This window comes from Pedobacter terrae (assembly GCF_900100705.1).
In the GTDB taxonomy this organism is placed as follows: Bacteria; Bacteroidota; Bacteroidia; order Sphingobacteriales; family Sphingobacteriaceae; genus Pedobacter; species Pedobacter terrae.
The window spans coordinates 1-19,262 of the sequence record NZ_FNCH01000027.1 but is presented as its reverse complement, the minus strand read 5'-3'; the positions used below and the strand labels follow the sequence as shown (position 1 = coordinate 19,262).

Below are 19,262 nucleotides of genomic sequence, written 5' to 3'. Positions count from 1 at the left end.
GTTATGCTTTAACACTCGCTTCTAAACCGCTAAAATTATTTGCAGATTCATCTAAAGATTCTGACAAGGGGTTGAGCTGTGATTGTACATCTTTATTTGCGTTATCAAAGTTTTGTTTTGAGGCCTCTGCTTTTTGACCGTGTTGAATAATCTCAATGCAATCGGTGCCTCCTATCGGACAGGTAGCTTTACTATCTTCAAGCAAAATTTTCCCTCCGTTTGTCAATACGGTATCTTCATAAAAACCCGACCATTTCGTTACCGTTGCAGTGCAAGGTTTATTGTTCATTTTTGAACATGAACCAAACATGTTTTTCTCGAAGGTTGTGCCAATATCTACAGTGGTCGCTATCAATTTCTTACTACCATCTTTGTCGTTCGCATACTCTTTGTTATGTGTTAGCACCTTTAATTTATCTGGCGCCGATCCAAATTTGCACATACATTGTGCACCCTGGACTACAACGTGTTTCTCTGCCATATTTTACTTATTTAGTAAACGATCCCAAAACCCTTTTCTCGGAAATTGTCCATCAATCATGACCATTTCTGTTACCGGCAAGCCTTTAACATTTCTATCCAATTCAAAATCGTGATCGAACTCGAATCCATTTTCAGGGATCACCGTAATCCTTATTTTTACTTTTGATTCTTCTTGCGCCCTATAACTAAAATCAGAAACTACTGATAAGATCCTTTTATTTTTAGGGTGTAAAAAATAATTCCCTACATAATCACCTGTATGCCTATGGGTGATAAATAATTCATCTTCTAGGGGCTTGATGATACCATTATGCAGTAACTCTACAGCACCAAAGCTATTAGTCCGTCCGCTCAATTTTTCTTCCGTTATATAACCTTCAACATCGAAATTTTTTGCTATCGGAAATTTATACGTCGATTCGGCATTGCGGTTCTGTCCATATTCTTTATAGAGTGGTTTAAAAAAAGTTTGGATAAGCCAATCGTTCAAAAATGCATGCTGTATCTGATCCAGGTTGGAAAGCTGTTTTTCCATACGGCAGACATAATCTTCTACCAGATGACCTTCAAAATTATCAAGCACATTTTTTTTAACCAATTGCCATTTCTTTAAAATTTCATCATGATTATAAATGCTCTGGAAGCCTCCATTTTGATCAACTGCTATTATTAATGGATAAAATACCTTCCCTAGTTCATATGCCAGTTTATCGGCTATGAGATCTGGCAGAATTTCGTTAATAAAAACGTCACTTATCCTTTCAATCTGAAACAGTGGTTCTCCTGCCTTACCGGGTTTTAGTCGGGTTATCCGTACCTCATATTTTACTTCATTAGCATTTTCTTCCCCTTCATTGAAAGTGATCAAAACGCCATAATGTGCAGACAAATCAGCAGGCCAATCCAAACGAAGTGCATTTACGCCTGAGTAATATATTTTTTTATTGGAGATGTCCATTTTGTCACGATTATAACCTGATTTAGTTTAAAAAACGCTACTTGAGTAGGGGTAATTCTTATAGTAGATCAATTTAAATCAAATCACTTACATTTATTTAATTGCTTAATTAACTTCTTTATTTTAAGGGAGACAGGTGTAAGATTTACCTTTTCCAAGTTTATCACTATAACTAAATAAAAATCTTAGTTATCGCATCAAAAATTCATAAACAATCTTTGAAGTTTCCAAATCTCTTAATTCATATTTTTTATTTTTCAGTATCAATTCATAGGTTTTCTCTAATGGCAATAACCCGTATACCTTTAAATAATATTTTGAATGGGTAATATTTCCTTCAAAAATCACTGGGTATGAATAAAATATTTTATATTTTAAATTGTGCGTATTAGTACTGCAATATACTTCGTGCGTCCAAGTTGGTTTAGTGGCTACGAGACTAATGGTATCCTTGGAATTTATATCAATTATTGCTGTTAGTTTTCTATAATCCAATATACTTCTGTTAAGTTCAGTGCTTAAATCTGGTGTTCCATTATCATCAGCAACCGTCTTCAAAAATGAAATATTTTGCTTTTTCATATGGATGTTTATTACTGAATCATTAACCTGTTTTAAGGATCCGTCTTTTATTGAAGAATAAATTTTGGCTCCTTCGTATTTATACGTCAGAAAGAATCGTTCTTTTTCAATAGTCAAAGTAAATGGTAATATGGAGCTTACACTTACTGTATCGCCTAAAAGATACTTTTTAAAGTTTTGATTAATCCAAATACTTGATTTTATTTGTTTGTTAGCTTTAGCTGCTTTATTAAGCAAAGAATCTTTTGTTACAAAGTTTTTAAGCTTTATATCAAGTGTTTTCTTAAAATCTTTACGATCAGTTCTTACATTCTTTTGAATACATGCTACAAAAAGAGTAAAAGCAATCAGTAATTGATATTTTTTTAATAACATTATTCTTTGATTAATGAACTTCCCAAAAAACTATTTCAGTTGCATCAAACATCTGCCCATCAAAGCCACTAATTAGTTTAACGCCATCCCAAACTTCTATGTGTCTGAATTCAGCTCTTCGTTGCATAGTCCCATTAACTTCTTCTTTAAAATTTTCAAAGTACAAAATGCCCTTTTTATTACTTAATTTATTATAAGCATTCTCTTTTGTTCCGTTTATCTGTATTCTTTTCTCCCAAAAACTTAGCTTATCAATGTGTTTTTTAAGATTATATGCTCCCAATACATGCTTGTGAGTACAATACGGATAACCACCAGGGTTGGTATAATTAACTACACCGGTTAAAGGAACACCTGAGTTAATTAAAGCCATACTCATTCTAATTGCGCATTGATTGTAATGTCCATCTGTACAAGGTTTATTGGAATAAGGCTTTGGATAATTTTTATATATCTTAAAAAACAATGGCTCTATATATGTTACACTTATTCTACCACAGAAGACATTACTCAATGTGTAAAAGAATAAATCATCATCATCAGCAAAAAAATCGATATAATATTCTTGTTTATCCTTTAGTTTTTCAACAGCTATCTTTAATGTAATTATAGAATTATAGGCTTGTTTTAGTTTAATCTCGTGCTTGGCATTTTCAGTTTTGTTATCCGAGCCAATAAATTTCAAGCCTTTGGACTTTACCGTTACATATCCTTTATTATCGTTTGCCTTTTTGCTTCCTTGCTTCACATCAACACGAATAATCATCATAGATTCACTATGTATAATTTCATCTAAACGTTGATTTCTTTTATTCTCGTCGATATGGCCTGATAATTTTGTAGTTCTAACCTTCGAAGGAACTTTGAGTTTGCATCCAATAAACTCTTGAGAATGGTTTAATGAAACTATTGGAACAAAATCATTGTCGCTAACTTGTGGGGTATATGTATTAAATTGAACATTTGCCATAACCTATTTATTTCCTTCGCCAACAACCTGTTTGTTACTTGCCAAAACCAAATTATTGTGTACTGCTTCGACATTTAGCTTATCGGCTATTTTTACAACTTTTTGCCCCACAACCATACTATAATCAGAGCGCACTTTGATTTTCAAATTGTTTGACTGTTTTGTAATTGCCATAACTAGAATAATTTTGATTTCTCCGCGCTGTTAATCTCTACGGTTTTACCACTCTGCAGGCTCATGTTTTCTTTTTGACTGAACATCGAAATCTCACTCGCAAGTTCGTTCGATGTTTCAGATTGCCTTACAAAATCCTTAGTAACAAACTCTGATCTTTTATCTGAACTTTCCTGGATATCTCCAGTTGCACTCAGTGAATAATTATTTCCTGCTGTTGTATTGATGTCCTTATTTACTGAGGTGGTTTGGTTATTACCGATAGATGAAGATTGATCTTTACCAACGCTCACATCCATATTCTCCTGCACATTAATCTGCATATTTTTGCAGTTCAAAGTCATGTTCTCCAATGCCGTGATGGTAATATTATTGCCTTTGGTATCGATATGGATGATGTTGTTGTGGATATCGGTAATCTTTATTCCCTGTGTGCCTGCATCATCGTCGAACTCAACCAGGTGACCGCTTCGTGTAATAATACTTTTAAGGTGGTTTTTAATTAAAGGGCTGCTATCTACACTGGAACTATGGTAAACACTCCCCATCACTACCGGACGCGCAATATTTCCTTCTTCAAAAGCAATCATCACCTGATCATCAATCTCTGGGATGGCGAAATAACCACGATTATTGCCCCTATCACCTACACCGGCACTCGGCGTAACCACACGCAGCCATTCGGTCACATCGTTGGTTAAACATTCCCATTTAAATTTCACCTTAATTCTGCCCTGGCCCTGTGGATCGTTATTATCAATCACATCTGCCAACTGCATATCGGGCTGTGGTTTTTCAAAGTTTTTTACCAATAAACGTTCGGTAGTGGCTATTCTTCCTTCGAAATTATTGTGGTATTTACCGTTCTCGTCGATGTGGTGTTTAATGCTGGTAATCAGAAATTTGCCTAAACTTTCGGTGGTAAAAGCCATTTCTTTTCTCAGGCTCATCGTAATTTCAGCAATACTACCAATACTCAATCCTGCGTTATCTCCCCTGGCCGTAACTTTTAAAAGTTCGCTGGTATTGGCCTTTTCTTCATTTTCAACCAGGTTTTTGATATCGTTGTTATTATCAACCCTGATTAAAGCAGGTTGATTAAAAGTTTTGCTAAAAGTTAAATTTGAAGCTTTAACGGCATGCGATAAATCTGGCGTACCTTCTACCTTACCTGTACTCTCACTTTGCAGCATTTCGTTCTGCTTTGGATTGTAGGAAAACCGCTTATTTTTGATCGGTGCAATTTCCATGGCATATTGCATTTCCTGCACATCCCTACCGTAAAACAACGATATTTCTTTCTGTATGTTGGGTTTACCAAAATTAAGCTGTTTACCGTCGTAAAAAAACCACTCATGGTATTCGGCCGAAAGGCGGTTCAAAAAAGCAAAATCGCTTTCTCTGTATTGAATAATATAATCAATAGAAGTACCTCTAGTGGCATTGGCCACTACCTTTAAATCATTTGCAGGCGTATCTTTTGTAGCTAATTTTACGATCTCATTCAGATCTTTATCCAGATAAGAGCCCAGATCAGGTCCACGATCAATTAAAATAGTCGGGCTATAACCGCTTACGATTAAAACACCATGGTAACCATGATTTTGTGAAAGTTCCACTTTAGAAACCAGACCTACAAAATTCTGCATACCTTCTGGCGAATGGCCAAAAGATGCGGTTAAGGTTTTACCAACAAAATCGCGGCTATCATCCAAAGTAATCAGCCCCGGTGCACCCATTTGATCATGGTTAAAACGCAGCTCAAAATAATGATGTTCGTTAAAAGCCTGTGTGAGACTAAAGGAAGCAAAATGGGTAATTTCCTTATCTTCTATATTGATTTCTGCAATGAGTTTCTTTTCCATATTGATTAATCTTGATCACAAAATTACCCTAAGCTAAATCCAGTTGCGGAGTTTTAATGCATAACTTTTCCAGTAAAAATGATTCCATTTCTACACGAGGACTGTTCAGATGATTTTGGTGTGCGGATGACGGACCAAACATTTTACCAGGGAGGTAAGTGTTTTTTATTGCAATATATTTGCTTTGGCCAGACATCATTGAGCTTTAATATAAAAATAGCTGACGGGGACTACCCCCCAACCTTGCTATGATAATTTAGATATACTATACATTAACTGAAGCGCTTTGAACTAAATACGCCCCGATAAAATCGGGGCGTATCAATTAATTGATATGCATAAAATGATTAAGCCTTCGGCCAATCATTTTCGTGTTCGGCGTTGCCTAGTTTCAGCTTACGCGCCGATACCACAAAACTTAAAGTCATCGGCGTATTGTCATTAACCGCAATACCCTCGTTATATTGGATGATGTAGCCATCTTCGAAAGACAGTTCCTTCATTTTTGCATCTTCTTCGCCTTTTTTGAAAACGATGTTGCCTGAAAGTGGTTTGTATTGATTGTTAACCATCGATTCTATTACTGAAGTATCTTCTGTAGACTCGATTTCGATGTTGATGGTACCACCATAAACACCTGACGATGGACGACCTTTTGCGTCAACATCTCTATTTAATGAAAAGCTGCACTGTAGTACATCAAATTCTTTTGATCCTAAGTTTAAACGGGTTTTGAATGCCATTGTAGTAAAATTTTAATGTTTTTAAATGAATGATTTGCGCTGAGCGGTTGGAGCGGAGTGAAACTCATGGTGTATGGCGTTAAGCGTTTTAGGCCTTATACCCTCTACCTTCCTACCCTCAACCTTAGCCTAGGCTTTCGGCCAATCGTTAAGGTGCTCTGCGTTTCCTAATTTTAGTTTTCTAGCTGAAATCTGGAATTTAAGTGTCATTGGGTGATCGCCCACAATGTTGATCCCTTCGGAATATTTAACAATGTAGCCATCTTCGAAATGAACTTCTTTCATTTTGGCATCTTCCTCGGTTTTCTTGATCAGAAGGGTCCCTGTAATAGGTTTGTACTGGTTGTTTACCATCGCCTCGATAATTGAGGTGTCTTCGGTTGATTCGATCTCAATGTCGATGGTACCGCCATAAACTCCGGAAGAAGGTCTTCCTTTTGCATCTACATCGCGGTTTAACGCATAGGCACAGTGAAGCACATCGTACTCCTTGCCCGAAAAATTTAATCTAGCTTTGAAAGCCATAGTTTTAAAATTTAAAGGTTAAAAAATGATTATCAGTAGACTCCGCTACTATCATCTTTAAACCAAATATCAAGCCAAACCCGCTGTATATAGCTCAGTAATAAGCGGTAATAAAATTCTCAAAAAACCCAAAAGACACGTTTACGGCCTAAAAACGTAGTTAATCAAGGTGTTTTGTGGAAAAAATGTGGAAAAATTCGAGTATATCTTTAGTGTTACAAATACATTTTAACACACACATGCATTACAAAACTGTAGCAACTATACACAAAGTGTTGCATTTTAGGACAATCTGATGATTAATTTTCGTTTGCCGCATATCTGCTAAACACAGATCATGGCGATCTTAAATTAATTGTGACCCAAATTTTTCCATCTTAGCTAACCACTTCTGACTATAGTGATTTTCAAGAGAATGTAATTCGCCTATGGTATTGGTAAGTACAGGGCTCATTTTACATTTTTCAAACACTAATTTTTTGATAGAAAGGTAAGTTGTCTTCTTATTTGCCTTCCACTCCTTAAAGGTAGCCTCGTCTAAAATGGATACGATTCTTCCAGAGCGGCCACTAAAGTCATTATTTACATTTTGCTGTTGGGTAGCAAAAACCTGATCGGGCATAAACAAACGATCAAAAAAGCCTTTAATCTTTGCCGGAATATGATCTACATACACCGGACAAAAAAGCACAACATGGTTACTTTGCCTAATCGCTGTTAAAGCTTTCTGCAAATCAGGCTCTAACTCGGCAATCTGTCTATTGTTAAATAGTTTGTTCGAGTTAAAAATCAGATCGATAATGGCCAACTCCCTTACGGTAGCGCCAACACTTTCTGCACCTTGCTTATAGGCGTTAATCAGGAAATTTGTAGATGCGTTTTTTTCGATATCCCCATTCAGGATAAGTATTTGCTTCATTTTTTTTGATTAATCTGATTGGGCCGATGCGTTACAAAATTATAAAGAATTTGTTAAGTGTTATGCATGCCCCATAAAAAAACCCAACGCTAGGGTTGGGTTTTTATTTTCAGCTATCAAAAACTATTGCTGATTATATTCTGAACTCCAGGTAGTACTTTCATCTTCACCTTTATGTCCGTCTAGTTTTACCACAAAACTTTTGGCCGGAAAATACGGCGTAATGTGGATATCAAGGTGAATTCTGTCTTTTTGTTGCTCGTCTCTTTCAAAACGCATAATCTTAAAACGCTCAATCAAGCGGTCAGCGCCCTGGATACCATCTAAAAATTTAACAATCTGGCCACGCAAGTCCTGCTCGGTTTTAGATGTCCAGTTTTCGAAAGCCCTTCTGTTCAAGAAATCGAACAATACTTTAGTAATATAATCGAATACACGTACTACAGAATAAGTTTGTAAACCAATATTATCGCCATTAAACAGCGTCTTAGCAGAGAAAGCCATTACTTTACCATACTCATTAACCATCGGCACTAAACCTACGCGTTCTAAATGAGAGATTTCACTTTTCTTTAAATCGAATTTTACACCATCAACCTCGTTTATAGCACCATGTTTTTTACCCGCCGTTACCTGCGACATTAGGGTATAATACATTTTACCCGCTAAAGCGGCCGAACCTGGCACAGTAAGATCATCTTCCTCGCCCACTTCTGCTACTTTACCGCGACCAACCAACCAATTACAAGTCATGATTACGTTCGATCTAAAAGCATCGCCGCCGGTAAAGTTTGCTGCGGTAAATAAATCGAGTACATCATCCGGCTGATCTAAATCGGCAAAATCGGTTACCAGCATCGCTTTATTGTTGTGCGCGATCTTACCCCATCTTTCTAATACTTTATTAGAACCCATGTAACCTGGAACAACCATTAACGAATAGTTATTACGAAGATCTAAACGATCATAATTCTGTTTTAACTCATCATCTACATATTCGATAAAACGCGGATTATCAAGATCTTTAATCTGATCCATTGATGCATTTAACAGCACCACATTTTTCAGTTTGTCTGACTCCGTATTTTTATAGAATAAATGCACCGAACGGTAAGCCTGCTCTAGTTCTCTGGTGCTTTCCAGGGCAGTAGCGATGTTTTTATTTAAGTTTTCTTCTGCGGCATTTAGTTTTTCGGTACTTTTTTCTACCATATCGGCAACAGAACTGGAAGACTCAAGCACTTCTATCCAAAGCTGGATTTTCTTTTTCAGCTCTTCGCGCTCTTTCTTCTTTTCATCGCCAGTAAGAAAAATCTGTTTTCTTGCTTTTCTTTCCGGATTTAAATTCTGAAGACCATCAACTGTGGCTTCTAACAAATCGAAACCGCCAACCCTGGCTAGTTTTTCTAAGTTATCCTTAAGTGATGTTTTTTCTATGGTTTTACCCTCTGCTGGTTTAAAACCTACTTCGGATATATTTTGGTCTGCTTTTAATTCTTGAGGATTTGACATGTTTTCTCAGCGTTTAGATTATTTATTTTGCTCCAATTCATCAACAAAGTTCTTCAAAGCGTTGATGAACGCCGATTTGGTTTCTTCATCATCAAGTGTAGCTTTTAAGGTTTTGTTTGATTTTAACTGTTTAATTACATTAAGCGACATCTCCCGCTCAATGTTGACATTGGTAAGGTAATTACTTTGATTGATGATATTTTTTACGCCAAAATCACTCAGATCATTAAAGTTTATGGTTTCACCAACGGTAGATCCGTCCTGTTTTTCGAAAGCTACTTTTACATTCGGTTTATAATGAGCAAATACTTCCTTTACCGTTTTTAATCCTTCTACCTTTTCTGGTTTTATCGGTTCGTTATCAGTAAGCTTCTGTACAAAAAGCGTTTTGTTATGTGCAATCTCTGCGAAGGCTTCTGAGGTATCAATTTTTCGCTCGTTACCTCCAATTTCATAGTTAAACATAGTATGTCGATTTAGATTTATGATTAATTTTTTCTAATAATATAATAGTTAACGTTTTAACTCAATTTTTGTTCCAATATTTATGCTTATGGATGAATAATATTCCATTCTAACTTATCTTCCTCTGCGTGTTTGCTTACTAAGATCTTAGATCCTTTTTTTAGCTCACCAGAAATGATGTATTTGGAGATTGGCCTGCGCAAAAGATTTCTGATGACAGCCGATAACTGTCTGGCACCATACTTTGGCGTAAAACCGTCTAAAGCAATCATTTTTTTGGCGTCTTCTGCTATTTCAAACTCGATACCCATTTTGTTCAGCGACTGTACCAAACTGCTCAACTGAATTTCAAAGATGCGTACCACATTGCTTTCATTAATCGGTGCAAATGGAACGATTTCAGAAATCCGCGCTAAAAATTCAGGACGGAAATGTCCGGCCATCACTTCCATCAATTGGTTTGAAGCCGGAATAACGCCTTTACCGATCTGTTCTGCTATCCATTCGCTACCAATGTTCGAAGTAAAAAGAATAAGCGAATTACTAAAATCGCCTTCTTTTCCTAAACGATCGTGCATATGGCCTTCGTCCAGAATCTGCAAAAAGGTATCGAAAACCGAAGGGTGTGCTTTTTCAATCTCATCGAAAAGTAGTACAGAATACGGCTGCTGCCTGATTTTATTCACCAACAAGCCACCTTCTTCGTAGCCCACATATCCGGGAGGCGCACCATAAAGCAGAGCTGCACTATGCTCTTCTTTAAATTCTGACATATCGAACCTGATCATTGCCTTTTCATCGTTAAATAAAAATTCAGCAATTGATTTGGCCAATTCCGTTTTACCCGTACCGGTTGGCCCTAGTAAAAAGAATGATCCAATAGGCTGTCCTTTTTTGTTCAAACCGCTACGCGATTCCAATATGGCATCTGAAACAGCTTTCAAAGCCTGATCTTGCCCAACCACCCGTTTTTTAAGGTATTGCTCCATATTGAGCAATTTTTCTTTTTCACCTGCCTGCAGTTTTCCCATCGGGATGCCTGTTTTATAGGCTACTATGGAAGCAATATCCTGTTTGGTGATTCGGTCGCTTTTTTCTGCAGCATATTTTTTTAATTCCTGCAGGCTGCTGCTGATATAACCCTGGTATTCATCGGCTGTTTCGAAAGCATCGGTTTGTGTCTCATCTGTTAAACGCCCCAATAAAACCGGACTTAACTTATTTTGAAGTAATGAAAAAAGCCATTTATAATCTGCAAAACGATCAGCTTCTGATTCCTCTATATTGGCATTTAATGTTCCCAGCTCTGTCTCTAAGCTATCAATGGCCTGGTCAGAAGTATCGTTCATCATTTTCATGGCCGCCATGGTCCGGTCTAACAGATCAAAAGCTGAATCAGGCAGCCTTCTATCTTTCATATAACGCTTGGCCAAACGCACACATTCGCCTAAAGCATCTGGCTCAATGGTTAGCGTATGGTGCTCTTCGTATTTAACAGCCAGTTTCTGCAACATTTTGATGGTGCTTTCTTCATTTGGTTCATTAACCTGAAGTACTTCAAAACGTCTGCTGAAAGCCTGCTCTGGCTCGATAATCTTACGGTACTCGTCCACGGTCGTAGCCCCAATCACGGTTATTTCACCACGGGCAAGTTCCGGCTTTAACAAATTGCCAATGCCGGCACCCAAAGGGCCTTTACTATCTAACAGCGTATGGATTTCATCAATAAATAATACCGCTTTTTCGAACTGTTTTATTTCTTTGATGATATTTTTTAAACGGTCTTCGATTTCTCCCTTGTAAGATGCTCCTGCAATTAATGATCCCAAATCCAATTCAAAAAGCTGAACGGGTTTTAAACGCTCGGGAACATTCTGATTTACAATATCTATAGCAAAACCATCTACCAAAGCGGTTTTCCCCACACCTGCATCACCGGTTAAAATTACATTCGGCTTGGTTCTGCGGCAAAGGATCTCCATCATTTGGCGGGTTTCTTTATCGCGGCCAATTATCGGATCTGTTTTACCATCCCGAACCGTTTGCAAGCGATCTATACAATATTTATAAAGCGCATTGCCTGTACTTTTATTTTCGGCACCAGCAGTGGTTTTATCAGGCGAAACTGCCTTCGAAATTTCTTCATCCTTTACATAGATATCCAAAATTTCGCGTTCTTTAATCGGAAAAGATTTCAACTGATCAGGCTGAAAACCGATGCCAGGTTTTGCGAGCGCGGTTAATACACAAACTGGTGTGATTAAATCAAGTCCAAGTTTAATGCGTACATTATCTGCTTCTTCAAAAATAGCCGCAATTTCTGGTGCACCGCTAACAGTATCGCTAAGACTTGACGATTTCTCCTGTTCATCTATCCGAACTTCAGCCCACTCGCTGATGTACTCATCATCTTTCCCAATGGAAGTAATAAAAGATCTTAAACCAACATCTTTATGCATTAACCCTTTTAGCAAATGGGCTGCGGAAAACACCTCGTTCCTATATTCTTTTGCCAGCGACTGTGCAATATGCAGTGCTGTTTTTACCGATTCGCTTAAGTTTGTAACTGCCATAGCCTTTAGTTGGTTGTAGGCAATACTGCCGGGTTAAAATTATTTTCGGTAATGTAATAGTATAGCTTGCCGTTTGAGATAAACTGCTGTTCAATCTGTGTAGCTCTTTTAATCTGCTGAACCGACTGATCCAATAATTTAATATAACCTTCAAACTGATCTAGCGGCATTTTAGAGGTATTCTTTAAATCACTCACAATGTATTTAGATAAAAACTCATTGTTTAAAGGCAAACCTGTAACCAACTTGATGTAATTTGTTAAAGTCATTGCCTTAATATCGCCAGATGATATCTTCATACCCAATAACTGCTTAGGCATTCTTACATAGTTTTTAACCAGCTTACGCCTGAAAGAAGATTGATCTGCCTGCAGATTTTGTCCTAACATAACCGAAAAAACATCTAAAATCTGCTTGTACTCCATATTGTTTAGTACAATAGCATATTGCAATGTAGATGGGTTGTTTTTTACCACGTCGGCAGACACGTTTGCAGTAGTATAGTATTTAAAAGCATTGTGCGGCATACGATCGGCTACTTCCATACCAACTGGTTGAGGCAATAAAGCTTCTACATCAGCGGCTAAGTTTTTGCGCGAAATCCCTGTTAAGCGGAAAGCACTATCTAAAGAACTGATCTGGTTGTAGATATCCATATTGGTTTCTTTCACAAAACGGCGCAGGGCAATGGTCATGCTCTGGTTGGAGTTTACTGATCCTTTGGTTGGAAAAACTACACCACCCTGTATTAAACTGTTTTTAGGATAATCGAGGTAGTAAGAAATAGAATCCTGCAGGCTGGTATTGTAAGGTTGAAAGCTCTTCAAACCTTCGCCTTTAACCATCGTATTTTTTCTATACTCGGCTGCACGGATGGCTGATTCTGAAACCAGTTTACGTGATTGAATAACAAAATCATTAAACGACTGGTTAAAATCGCTATATACCTGTAAAGCTAAAATACGGGCATCAGCAAGAGCAACCTGTTCGCTCAACTCGTTAATCAGGTAATTATTGGTACCGCCTGTATTTCCGGTACTACCCACTAAAATAATTAAATTGGTTTCGTTCTTTTTTGCTTTAAATAAATTTACTGCTGTTTTTAAAGCGCTAAAAACAGGGCTTTCTGTAATCTCTCCATTACACCGCATGGTATTTTTTGCCTGGTTTGATAAGAAATTCATGAACTTTCTGTAATCATCCTGAATCGGGCTAACAAAAATACCCTGTTGTCCGCAGCCAGTTTCACCGCGATATACTACACCACCATAATTTACTTTGGTTCCTTTGCCAAAATCGCCCATTATACCTTCAAATGAACCAATAGTGTTGGTCATTCCAGAAAGGTACTTGGTCATTGGGCTTCCGCCGTCTACTACAAAAACAACATTTACCTTTGTTTTATTTTTACGCAACATCAGGTAATCCTGATAAGAAAGTGATGATCCGTTGATGGTTAAGATCTTATTGTCTTTTTTGTTGTAAACATCTGTGGCAATACCTACTGTGCTGCCTGCTTCGTCATTTGAAACCACAGGCACACTACGCAGGATCAGGTTTTCCCGTGGCAATAGGGGATCTATTACAAAATTAGTTCCGTTATCCATTCCGTTTTTAATGGCCATAGCGGTAGAATCATCCTTATCATAATCGCCAGGTTTAACAGAAGTGATGTATAAACGATCACCCCAGTGGTGTACTGTCTCAGCAGAAACCCATCCATAAACACTTTTAACGGCACTATCTGCAACCAATTGATCATCAGAGCCAATCAGGTATTTTTTACCATCTTCCGATTTTTTATAGATGTAGGCAATTTCGTGCAACCTCACTTTGGCCCTTCTGTCTTTAAGTTCGGGCGTATTATAAACCAAAATAGAATCGGTAGTATCGAAGTAAAATTTTGGTTCGGTCAACGCATCTTTTCCATTCACAATACCAATGGCTTTCTCTGCATAACCTGTTTTTTGGTTAGAGAATGCACGTTGCCATAAAAGCAGTTTGGATTTTGCAATCCATCCGTAGCTGATTGCACTTTTTTTATCATTGATTTTCCTTCCCCTGATCATTCCGGCTTTATACTTAATCAGTTTCAGGTAACCATTCTGTTCTTTAGAAACATAAAAAGGTTCCATAAAGCTTATTTTTTTCATAATAAGGCTTCCACCTGGCGCTGTTGTAGTGTAATTATCTTCACGATCGGAAAAAACAATCCATGGCAGGCTGCTTCTGCTGGTATTATCGTTAACATTTATCGTTTCAGCCGGCCTCTCGTAAGATTTAGGCATGTATTTTACTTTTTTGCCAAAGGATGCCGGTGATTGTGCATAGGCAAACGATATTCCTAAAAATAGGATGCTTAAGGCATATAATTTTTTCATATTCTTTGTAGATGAGCTTAAAATTAGGTTAAGAGGTTAATCTATTTTGTTTTTGCCTGAGGTGCATCAGTAGTTGCTGTTGCCGCGGGCTGCGCCGTTCCTGAATGTTGTTTAATATTTAATAAACTGGCACAGGTTGAGTTTGGCTTAATGGTTAACTGTGCCTCATCTACCGCTATTTCGCCCCCAAATGTTAAGCCCATACAGTATGAATAAATATCAGTCTGTTTTTTCTTACCATTCATTTCTACATTTACAGTTACTTTTTCGTTGTTGCACATGTATTTGTTGATCAGGTAGTAATAGTTGGAATTAAAATCTGCACCGTTGGCTATGGCTTGTAATCGGGCCCGGATATCATCAATGGTTTTACGTTCTCCATCACCGGGAGCAACTAAATCTTCTACTATTTCTGCATTGGGATCAGTGATCAAAATGTTTAGAAAAGCGGGTTTAGCTGCTTTATCTGACCGAAGACGGACTACATATTTTCCAGGTGTGCGGTAAGTATACAGGGCCGTTTTTCCTTTAACATCAACGCGACCAGTTTCGCCGAAAGACCATTCAAAATCTTTTCCTGCGCCATCGCCCTCAAGCCTGATCTCTTCATTAACCAAACCAGCTGTCGGGCCGCTGATGGTGAGTACACTATCTACCACCGGTGTATGCACGGTATCGCGTACGGTAACCGGAAATTCCTGGCGGAGTTCGCCATCAACGGTTAGGCGCACAATATAAGTATCGGGCTTGGTGTAGTGATAAGTTCCTGTTTTTGTGGTGGCTTTTTCGCCATTACCAAATTCCCATAACCATTTTGAGGCCTTTGGGGTATTATCGGTAAAAACCAGATCTTCATTTAAATAAATTTCATCCTTAAGAATTCTCGCATCGACTGTTCTTTTTTCGAACAATGAACTTTTAAATAAGAAAATCAGGCCTGTTAAGAGCAGTACAGCCAAAAGGATGTACAAAATAACATAGCCCTGCGAATTTGAATTAACTTGCTTGGTGTTTGTTTCAGACATAGGTAGCGTTTTTATAGGTTGTTCTTGGTAATGTTTATCTTGCAGACATCGTTTGCTGTAATTGGCGCCTGTTGGTAATGCAGTCATCCAACTGTCTTTTATGCAGCTCGATATCAGAAATATTTCTATTTTGTTCTTGTCTATCGTAAAATAATCTATCGTATAACTGTGCGGTGTGGACAAAGATTTTATATCGAGAATCTGAGGCCTTACGATCAAACGCAGATTTGATTGAACCTAATGAAAGCTGGATATCGTTCTTTAAAAAAACGGCCTGCACATTTGGGTTGTAACGTGTAATCTGTTTAAAAGTGGTGTCAATAGTAGGCATGGTTTCTTTTACCATGTTTTCGAATGCTTCATTCTCGTTAATCTTAACTTCAAGCTCTTCCTTAGAAATTTCGTACTGCGATTTATCGCTATAAAAAATTCCGAAGCTCAAAAGCCCAACGGTAAAAACGAACAACGCTATAAAGAACAAGAATTGTTCGCGTCTTTCTTTTATGCTTAACTTTATCATATCGTTTTAAATTACCTGCCGTATCTACCGTTCCTGATTTTTTGTGCTGCTGTTTGGTTTGCCTTCTGGCAATCGTTAATCCGTTCTTTATACCGCTGTATATCACTCCTTGACTGGAACAGTGAATCTTGTAAATCGGCCATTGCACCGACATTTTTGTTCAGTTTTTCGTACAGATCAAAACTTGGACTTGGGTCTGTTTTTTTAGAAATCAACTCTTTTATCCTGTTATTGGCGCTCTGAATATCACTGAGCAGGATACTTTGCTTGCTCATTTCATTTGCGTTATAATCGCGATATTGGGCAAGTTCTTTAAAGCGGACCTGGATAAGATCAAAATTTGTATTGATATCTTTTCTGAGGTAAGAAAGTTTCTCTGTTTCCTTTACTTTTTTATCAAGTAAGCTGTATTCGTAGTCGGAAGCTGCAAAAAAGAGATAAATACACAAAATAGAGAATAGTGTAAGCAGGACAAATTCTAAGATAAACTTAGTATAAGCGCTCCTAATTTCGATGGCGTTAATAGGTTTCATAGAGAGTTAACAGTTTCGCATAACAATAGCCTAATGATTAATCTGACATCAACTTCACCCAAAATCACACATTTCTATTCAAATTATCACCGTACTATAACAATTTTTAATATTTGTTGTTTGGTAATAAAAACGATTTTATTTCTTTTACTTTTAACAAACTTTAAGCCAAACCGTTTATGTCTGAAAATTTTTATCATAAACCCTTCAGATTTAAGTCCGTTTTTTCAGGTAACGGACTTCAGCCAACCGATTTGGGTAAATCAATTTCGAACCACATAGAACTGATTATTTTTACCCGATTTGGGGAGCATAGGTACCACAACGATTTTGGTTGCGAGATATGGGATCTTGATTTTGAATTAATTGTAAGTGAAAGTATCTGGGAGGAAAAATTCCGTAAATCACTGCTAAAATCGATTATCGACTATGAATTTAGGATCTATAATACGTCGGTTGAAGTGCATATTACCGAGGTAGAAAACGTATATCCGCTACGTAAGATAACTGAAATCAAAAAAAAGGTAGATATTAGCGTAAGGGCACTAATAAAAACCACAGGAGAAAAATATTTTTTTAATACTGCTTTATTTCTTAGCCCCTTATCCACCTAAAATTAAAACGCTCAAAATATTCTACCCATGAAACCAGTTTTTTATTCATCAAAAGATGAAATCAGAAATAGAATTCTAAAAAATGCCGAAGATTTTTGGAATGTTAAAGACAGTAACGATTTTGATCCACTTGTAAAGCTGATTATTGATGCCTTAAGCAACGAACTTTTTAACGTATCCAATGATGTAAAAAATCTGGAGAATAGGATTTTCGACAAGATTAGCCGAATTCTCGCTCCTGATCATTTAACCTCATCTTTACCTGCCCATGCCATTATCCATGCCAGGCCTATTGAAGAGGAAGATTACCTTTCGCCATACACACAGTTTGCCTTTAAGAAGAATATCCAACAGGAAAACGATAAAGCTAAAAAAGCAGACATTTTCTTTAGCCCTTTACACACGGTAAAAGTTAATCATGCATCAATAAAATACATAGCCACCGGAAACACGCTTTTTAATGTCGAACAACTGAGTAAACAACCAATGCTCAATACATTGCCAGGTTTTTCTGTAGAGAAGAATACCATGTATATTGGTTTTAGCGGATTAAAAAACTGGATGGACTTTAACAAACTGAACTTATTTTTCGATTGGAAAAATTATTCGGTACCCGAAAATACCTACGATCTTTTATCGCTGGGGAAATGGTTTTATAAAGACAACGAAATTACGGCTTATACAGAAAGGTTTATGGATGAACCTTTAACAGGGAAAATTGAAGCCCCGTTTCATCATAAACAGTTGCTTAATTTAATTAAGGCCGATGTATTACAGTTTTATAGCAATAGGTTTATTACACTTGGCGATCTTAATGATTTTAATATTGATGATGGCCAGGAATTACCTGCTGCATTCGCTAATATTTTTCAACCAAATACTTTAAACCAGATTGATCCAAAAGTGAAATGGCTAAAGGTAGTTTTCCCGGCAGCCATCAACCAGGAAATGCTGAATGAGCTCCATATTTACATCAATGCTTTTCCGGTAGTGAATAAAAAATTAAGTCAGATTAAACACCGGCTTAAAACGATGAACAATATCATCCCGATTAAAACCGAAGAGATGGACCAGATGCTGGCTGTAGAAAATCTTAAAGACAATAAGGGCAAAAGTTATAATGAAATTCCTTATACTAATGAAAACGATAAGGGGGATGGTTCATTCTCGATCAGATATGGCGGCACAGAGCGTTTCGACACCAGAAATGCAAAAGAACTGGTTGATTATCTGTTTGAACTGCTTAGGGATGAAAAAGCTTCATTCTCGGCATATGGTCCCGATTTTTTAAGTACAATTCTTAAAAATTTAGAACAAAACATTGCCCTTATTGAACAAAAGAGCCGTTCGGCGTTAAAAGACATCAAAGAATTACCCAGCTATATTGTATTAAAACCGATTGACGATGCAGATATTTTATTTCTAGATATCTGGGTTACACAGGCGGAAGAAGCCAACCACATTAATGCAGGCAGCCGATTAGCGCTATACGAAAACAATAAGGTACATGCAGAAAGTATCTTTTTGTTAAGCCAAACAAAAGGAGGCCGATCAAAGTTAAATGCGACGAACAGCGTACAGGCTTATAAATATGGATTGACCACGGCAGACCGGATTATTACTAAAGCAGACGTCATTAATTTTTGCCGTTACGAACTGGGCAATAAGCTAAAAGGCATCACCCTGGCTAAAGGTATTATTATGGATAACAAACCAAATGCAGGTTTTATTAAAACAACAGATATTATCATCGAACCTGCAGATAACCTTCAGTTCAGCGCAAAAGATTGGGAAGAGCTCTTGAGCCTTACCCTGGCTAAATTAAATTTAAGAAGTACAATGAATGTGCATTATCGGTTGATGCTGAAGCCAATGTTATATAGAGCGGTTTAGTAACAGATGTCCTCATCTCGATTCAATAGCTCCTAACATCCGCAGGTTAAAAAAAACAAAAGCTGCAAAACTTTGATAAACAATGTTTTGCAGCAAGGTAATATTCACTTAAATTAGTGTTGACCAATATTACTGCTGTGAAAATAATAAAT

The 19,262-nt window shown here is 37.2% G+C and carries 18 protein-coding genes; 2 read left to right on the top strand and 16 right to left on the bottom strand.

Annotated features, from left to right (window positions below; all coding sequences use genetic code 11):
* Window position 1 precedes the first annotated feature (1 nt).
* From BLR60_RS22190 to tssO, 16 genes are all read right to left on the bottom strand, one after another.
* Window positions 2-481: a DUF4280 domain-containing protein gene (locus BLR60_RS22190; RefSeq protein WP_090503956.1), complete on the bottom strand. Its 480-nt coding sequence runs from the start codon at window positions 479-481 to the stop codon at window positions 2-4.
* Window positions 482-484: 3 nt separating this feature from the next.
* Window positions 485-1,441 (bottom strand): hypothetical protein, encoded by a 957-nt coding sequence (locus tag BLR60_RS22185; RefSeq protein ID WP_090503954.1) that lies wholly within the window; start codon window positions 1,439-1,441, stop codon window positions 485-487.
* Between the two features lie 189 nt (window positions 1,442-1,630).
* Complete coding sequence (locus tag BLR60_RS22180; RefSeq protein ID WP_090503951.1) at window positions 1,631-2,398, bottom strand: hypothetical protein; 768 nt, start codon at window positions 2,396-2,398, stop codon at window positions 1,631-1,633.
* A gap of 10 nt (window positions 2,399-2,408) precedes the next feature.
* A complete protein-coding gene (locus BLR60_RS22175) occupies window positions 2,409-3,368 on the bottom strand; it encodes a T6SS effector amidase Tae4 family protein (RefSeq protein WP_090503950.1) in 960 nt (319 codons plus the stop codon).
* A gap of 3 nt (window positions 3,369-3,371) precedes the next feature.
* Window positions 3,372-3,542, bottom strand: coding sequence for a hypothetical protein (locus BLR60_RS24980; RefSeq protein ID WP_167354805.1), 171 nt, complete (start codon window positions 3,540-3,542; stop codon window positions 3,372-3,374).
* 2 nt (window positions 3,543-3,544) lie between these two features.
* Entirely contained in the window at window positions 3,545-5,407 is a 1,863-nt protein-coding gene (locus BLR60_RS22170) for a type VI secretion system Vgr family protein (protein WP_090503947.1), read from the bottom strand.
* Window positions 5,408-5,754: 347 nt separating this feature from the next.
* Window positions 5,755-6,150, bottom strand: a complete 396-nt coding sequence (tssD, locus tag BLR60_RS22165) for a type VI secretion system tube protein TssD (RefSeq protein WP_090503945.1) — start codon at window positions 6,148-6,150, stop codon at window positions 5,755-5,757.
* A 129-nt stretch (window positions 6,151-6,279) separates the two neighbouring features.
* Entirely contained in the window at window positions 6,280-6,675 is a 396-nt protein-coding gene (gene tssD / locus BLR60_RS22160) for a type VI secretion system tube protein TssD (RefSeq protein WP_090496868.1), read from the bottom strand.
* Between the two features lie 346 nt (window positions 6,676-7,021).
* Window positions 7,022-7,594: an NAD(P)H-dependent oxidoreductase gene (locus BLR60_RS22155; protein WP_090503943.1), complete on the bottom strand. Its 573-nt coding sequence runs from the start codon at window positions 7,592-7,594 to the stop codon at window positions 7,022-7,024.
* A 123-nt stretch (window positions 7,595-7,717) separates the two neighbouring features.
* Window positions 7,718-9,106, bottom strand: coding sequence for a DUF5458 family protein (locus tag BLR60_RS22150; protein WP_090503940.1), 1,389 nt, complete (start codon window positions 9,104-9,106; stop codon window positions 7,718-7,720).
* Window positions 9,107-9,124: 18 nt separating this feature from the next.
* Window positions 9,125-9,571, bottom strand: coding sequence for a hypothetical protein (locus BLR60_RS22145; RefSeq protein ID WP_090503936.1), 447 nt, complete (start codon window positions 9,569-9,571; stop codon window positions 9,125-9,127).
* An 86-nt stretch (window positions 9,572-9,657) separates the two neighbouring features.
* Window positions 9,658-12,144 (bottom strand): ATP-dependent Clp protease ATP-binding subunit, encoded by a 2,487-nt coding sequence (locus BLR60_RS22140; RefSeq protein ID WP_090503933.1) that lies wholly within the window; start codon window positions 12,142-12,144, stop codon window positions 9,658-9,660.
* Between the two features lie 5 nt (window positions 12,145-12,149).
* On the bottom strand, window positions 12,150-14,525 hold the full coding sequence (gene tssR / locus BLR60_RS22135) for a type VI secretion system protein TssR domain-containing protein (protein WP_090503931.1): 2,376 nt from the start codon (window positions 14,523-14,525) through the stop codon (window positions 12,150-12,152).
* Window positions 14,526-14,566: 41 nt separating this feature from the next.
* Window positions 14,567-15,550: a PKD domain-containing protein gene (locus BLR60_RS22130; RefSeq protein WP_090503928.1), complete on the bottom strand. Its 984-nt coding sequence runs from the start codon at window positions 15,548-15,550 to the stop codon at window positions 14,567-14,569.
* A gap of 34 nt (window positions 15,551-15,584) precedes the next feature.
* The gene (locus BLR60_RS22125; protein ID WP_167354804.1) at window positions 15,585-16,070 is read right to left on the bottom strand and encodes a type VI secretion system transmembrane protein TssO; all 486 of its coding nucleotides are present in this window, start codon (window positions 16,068-16,070) and stop codon (window positions 15,585-15,587) included.
* Window positions 16,071-16,081: 11 nt separating this feature from the next.
* Window positions 16,082-16,603: a type VI secretion system TssO gene (gene tssO / locus BLR60_RS22120; RefSeq protein WP_090503926.1), complete on the bottom strand. Its 522-nt coding sequence runs from the start codon at window positions 16,601-16,603 to the stop codon at window positions 16,082-16,084.
* A gap of 179 nt (window positions 16,604-16,782) precedes the next feature.
* Between tssO and BLR60_RS22115 the strand changes: the two genes are divergently transcribed.
* Window positions 16,783-17,217, top strand: coding sequence for a GPW/gp25 family protein (locus tag BLR60_RS22115; protein WP_090503924.1), 435 nt, complete (start codon window positions 16,783-16,785; stop codon window positions 17,215-17,217).
* Window positions 17,218-17,244: 27 nt separating this feature from the next.
* Complete coding sequence (locus tag BLR60_RS22110; RefSeq protein WP_090503922.1) at window positions 17,245-19,110, top strand: type VI secretion system baseplate subunit TssF; 1,866 nt, start codon at window positions 17,245-17,247, stop codon at window positions 19,108-19,110.
* The last annotated feature ends 152 nt before the right edge of the window (window positions 19,111-19,262 follow it).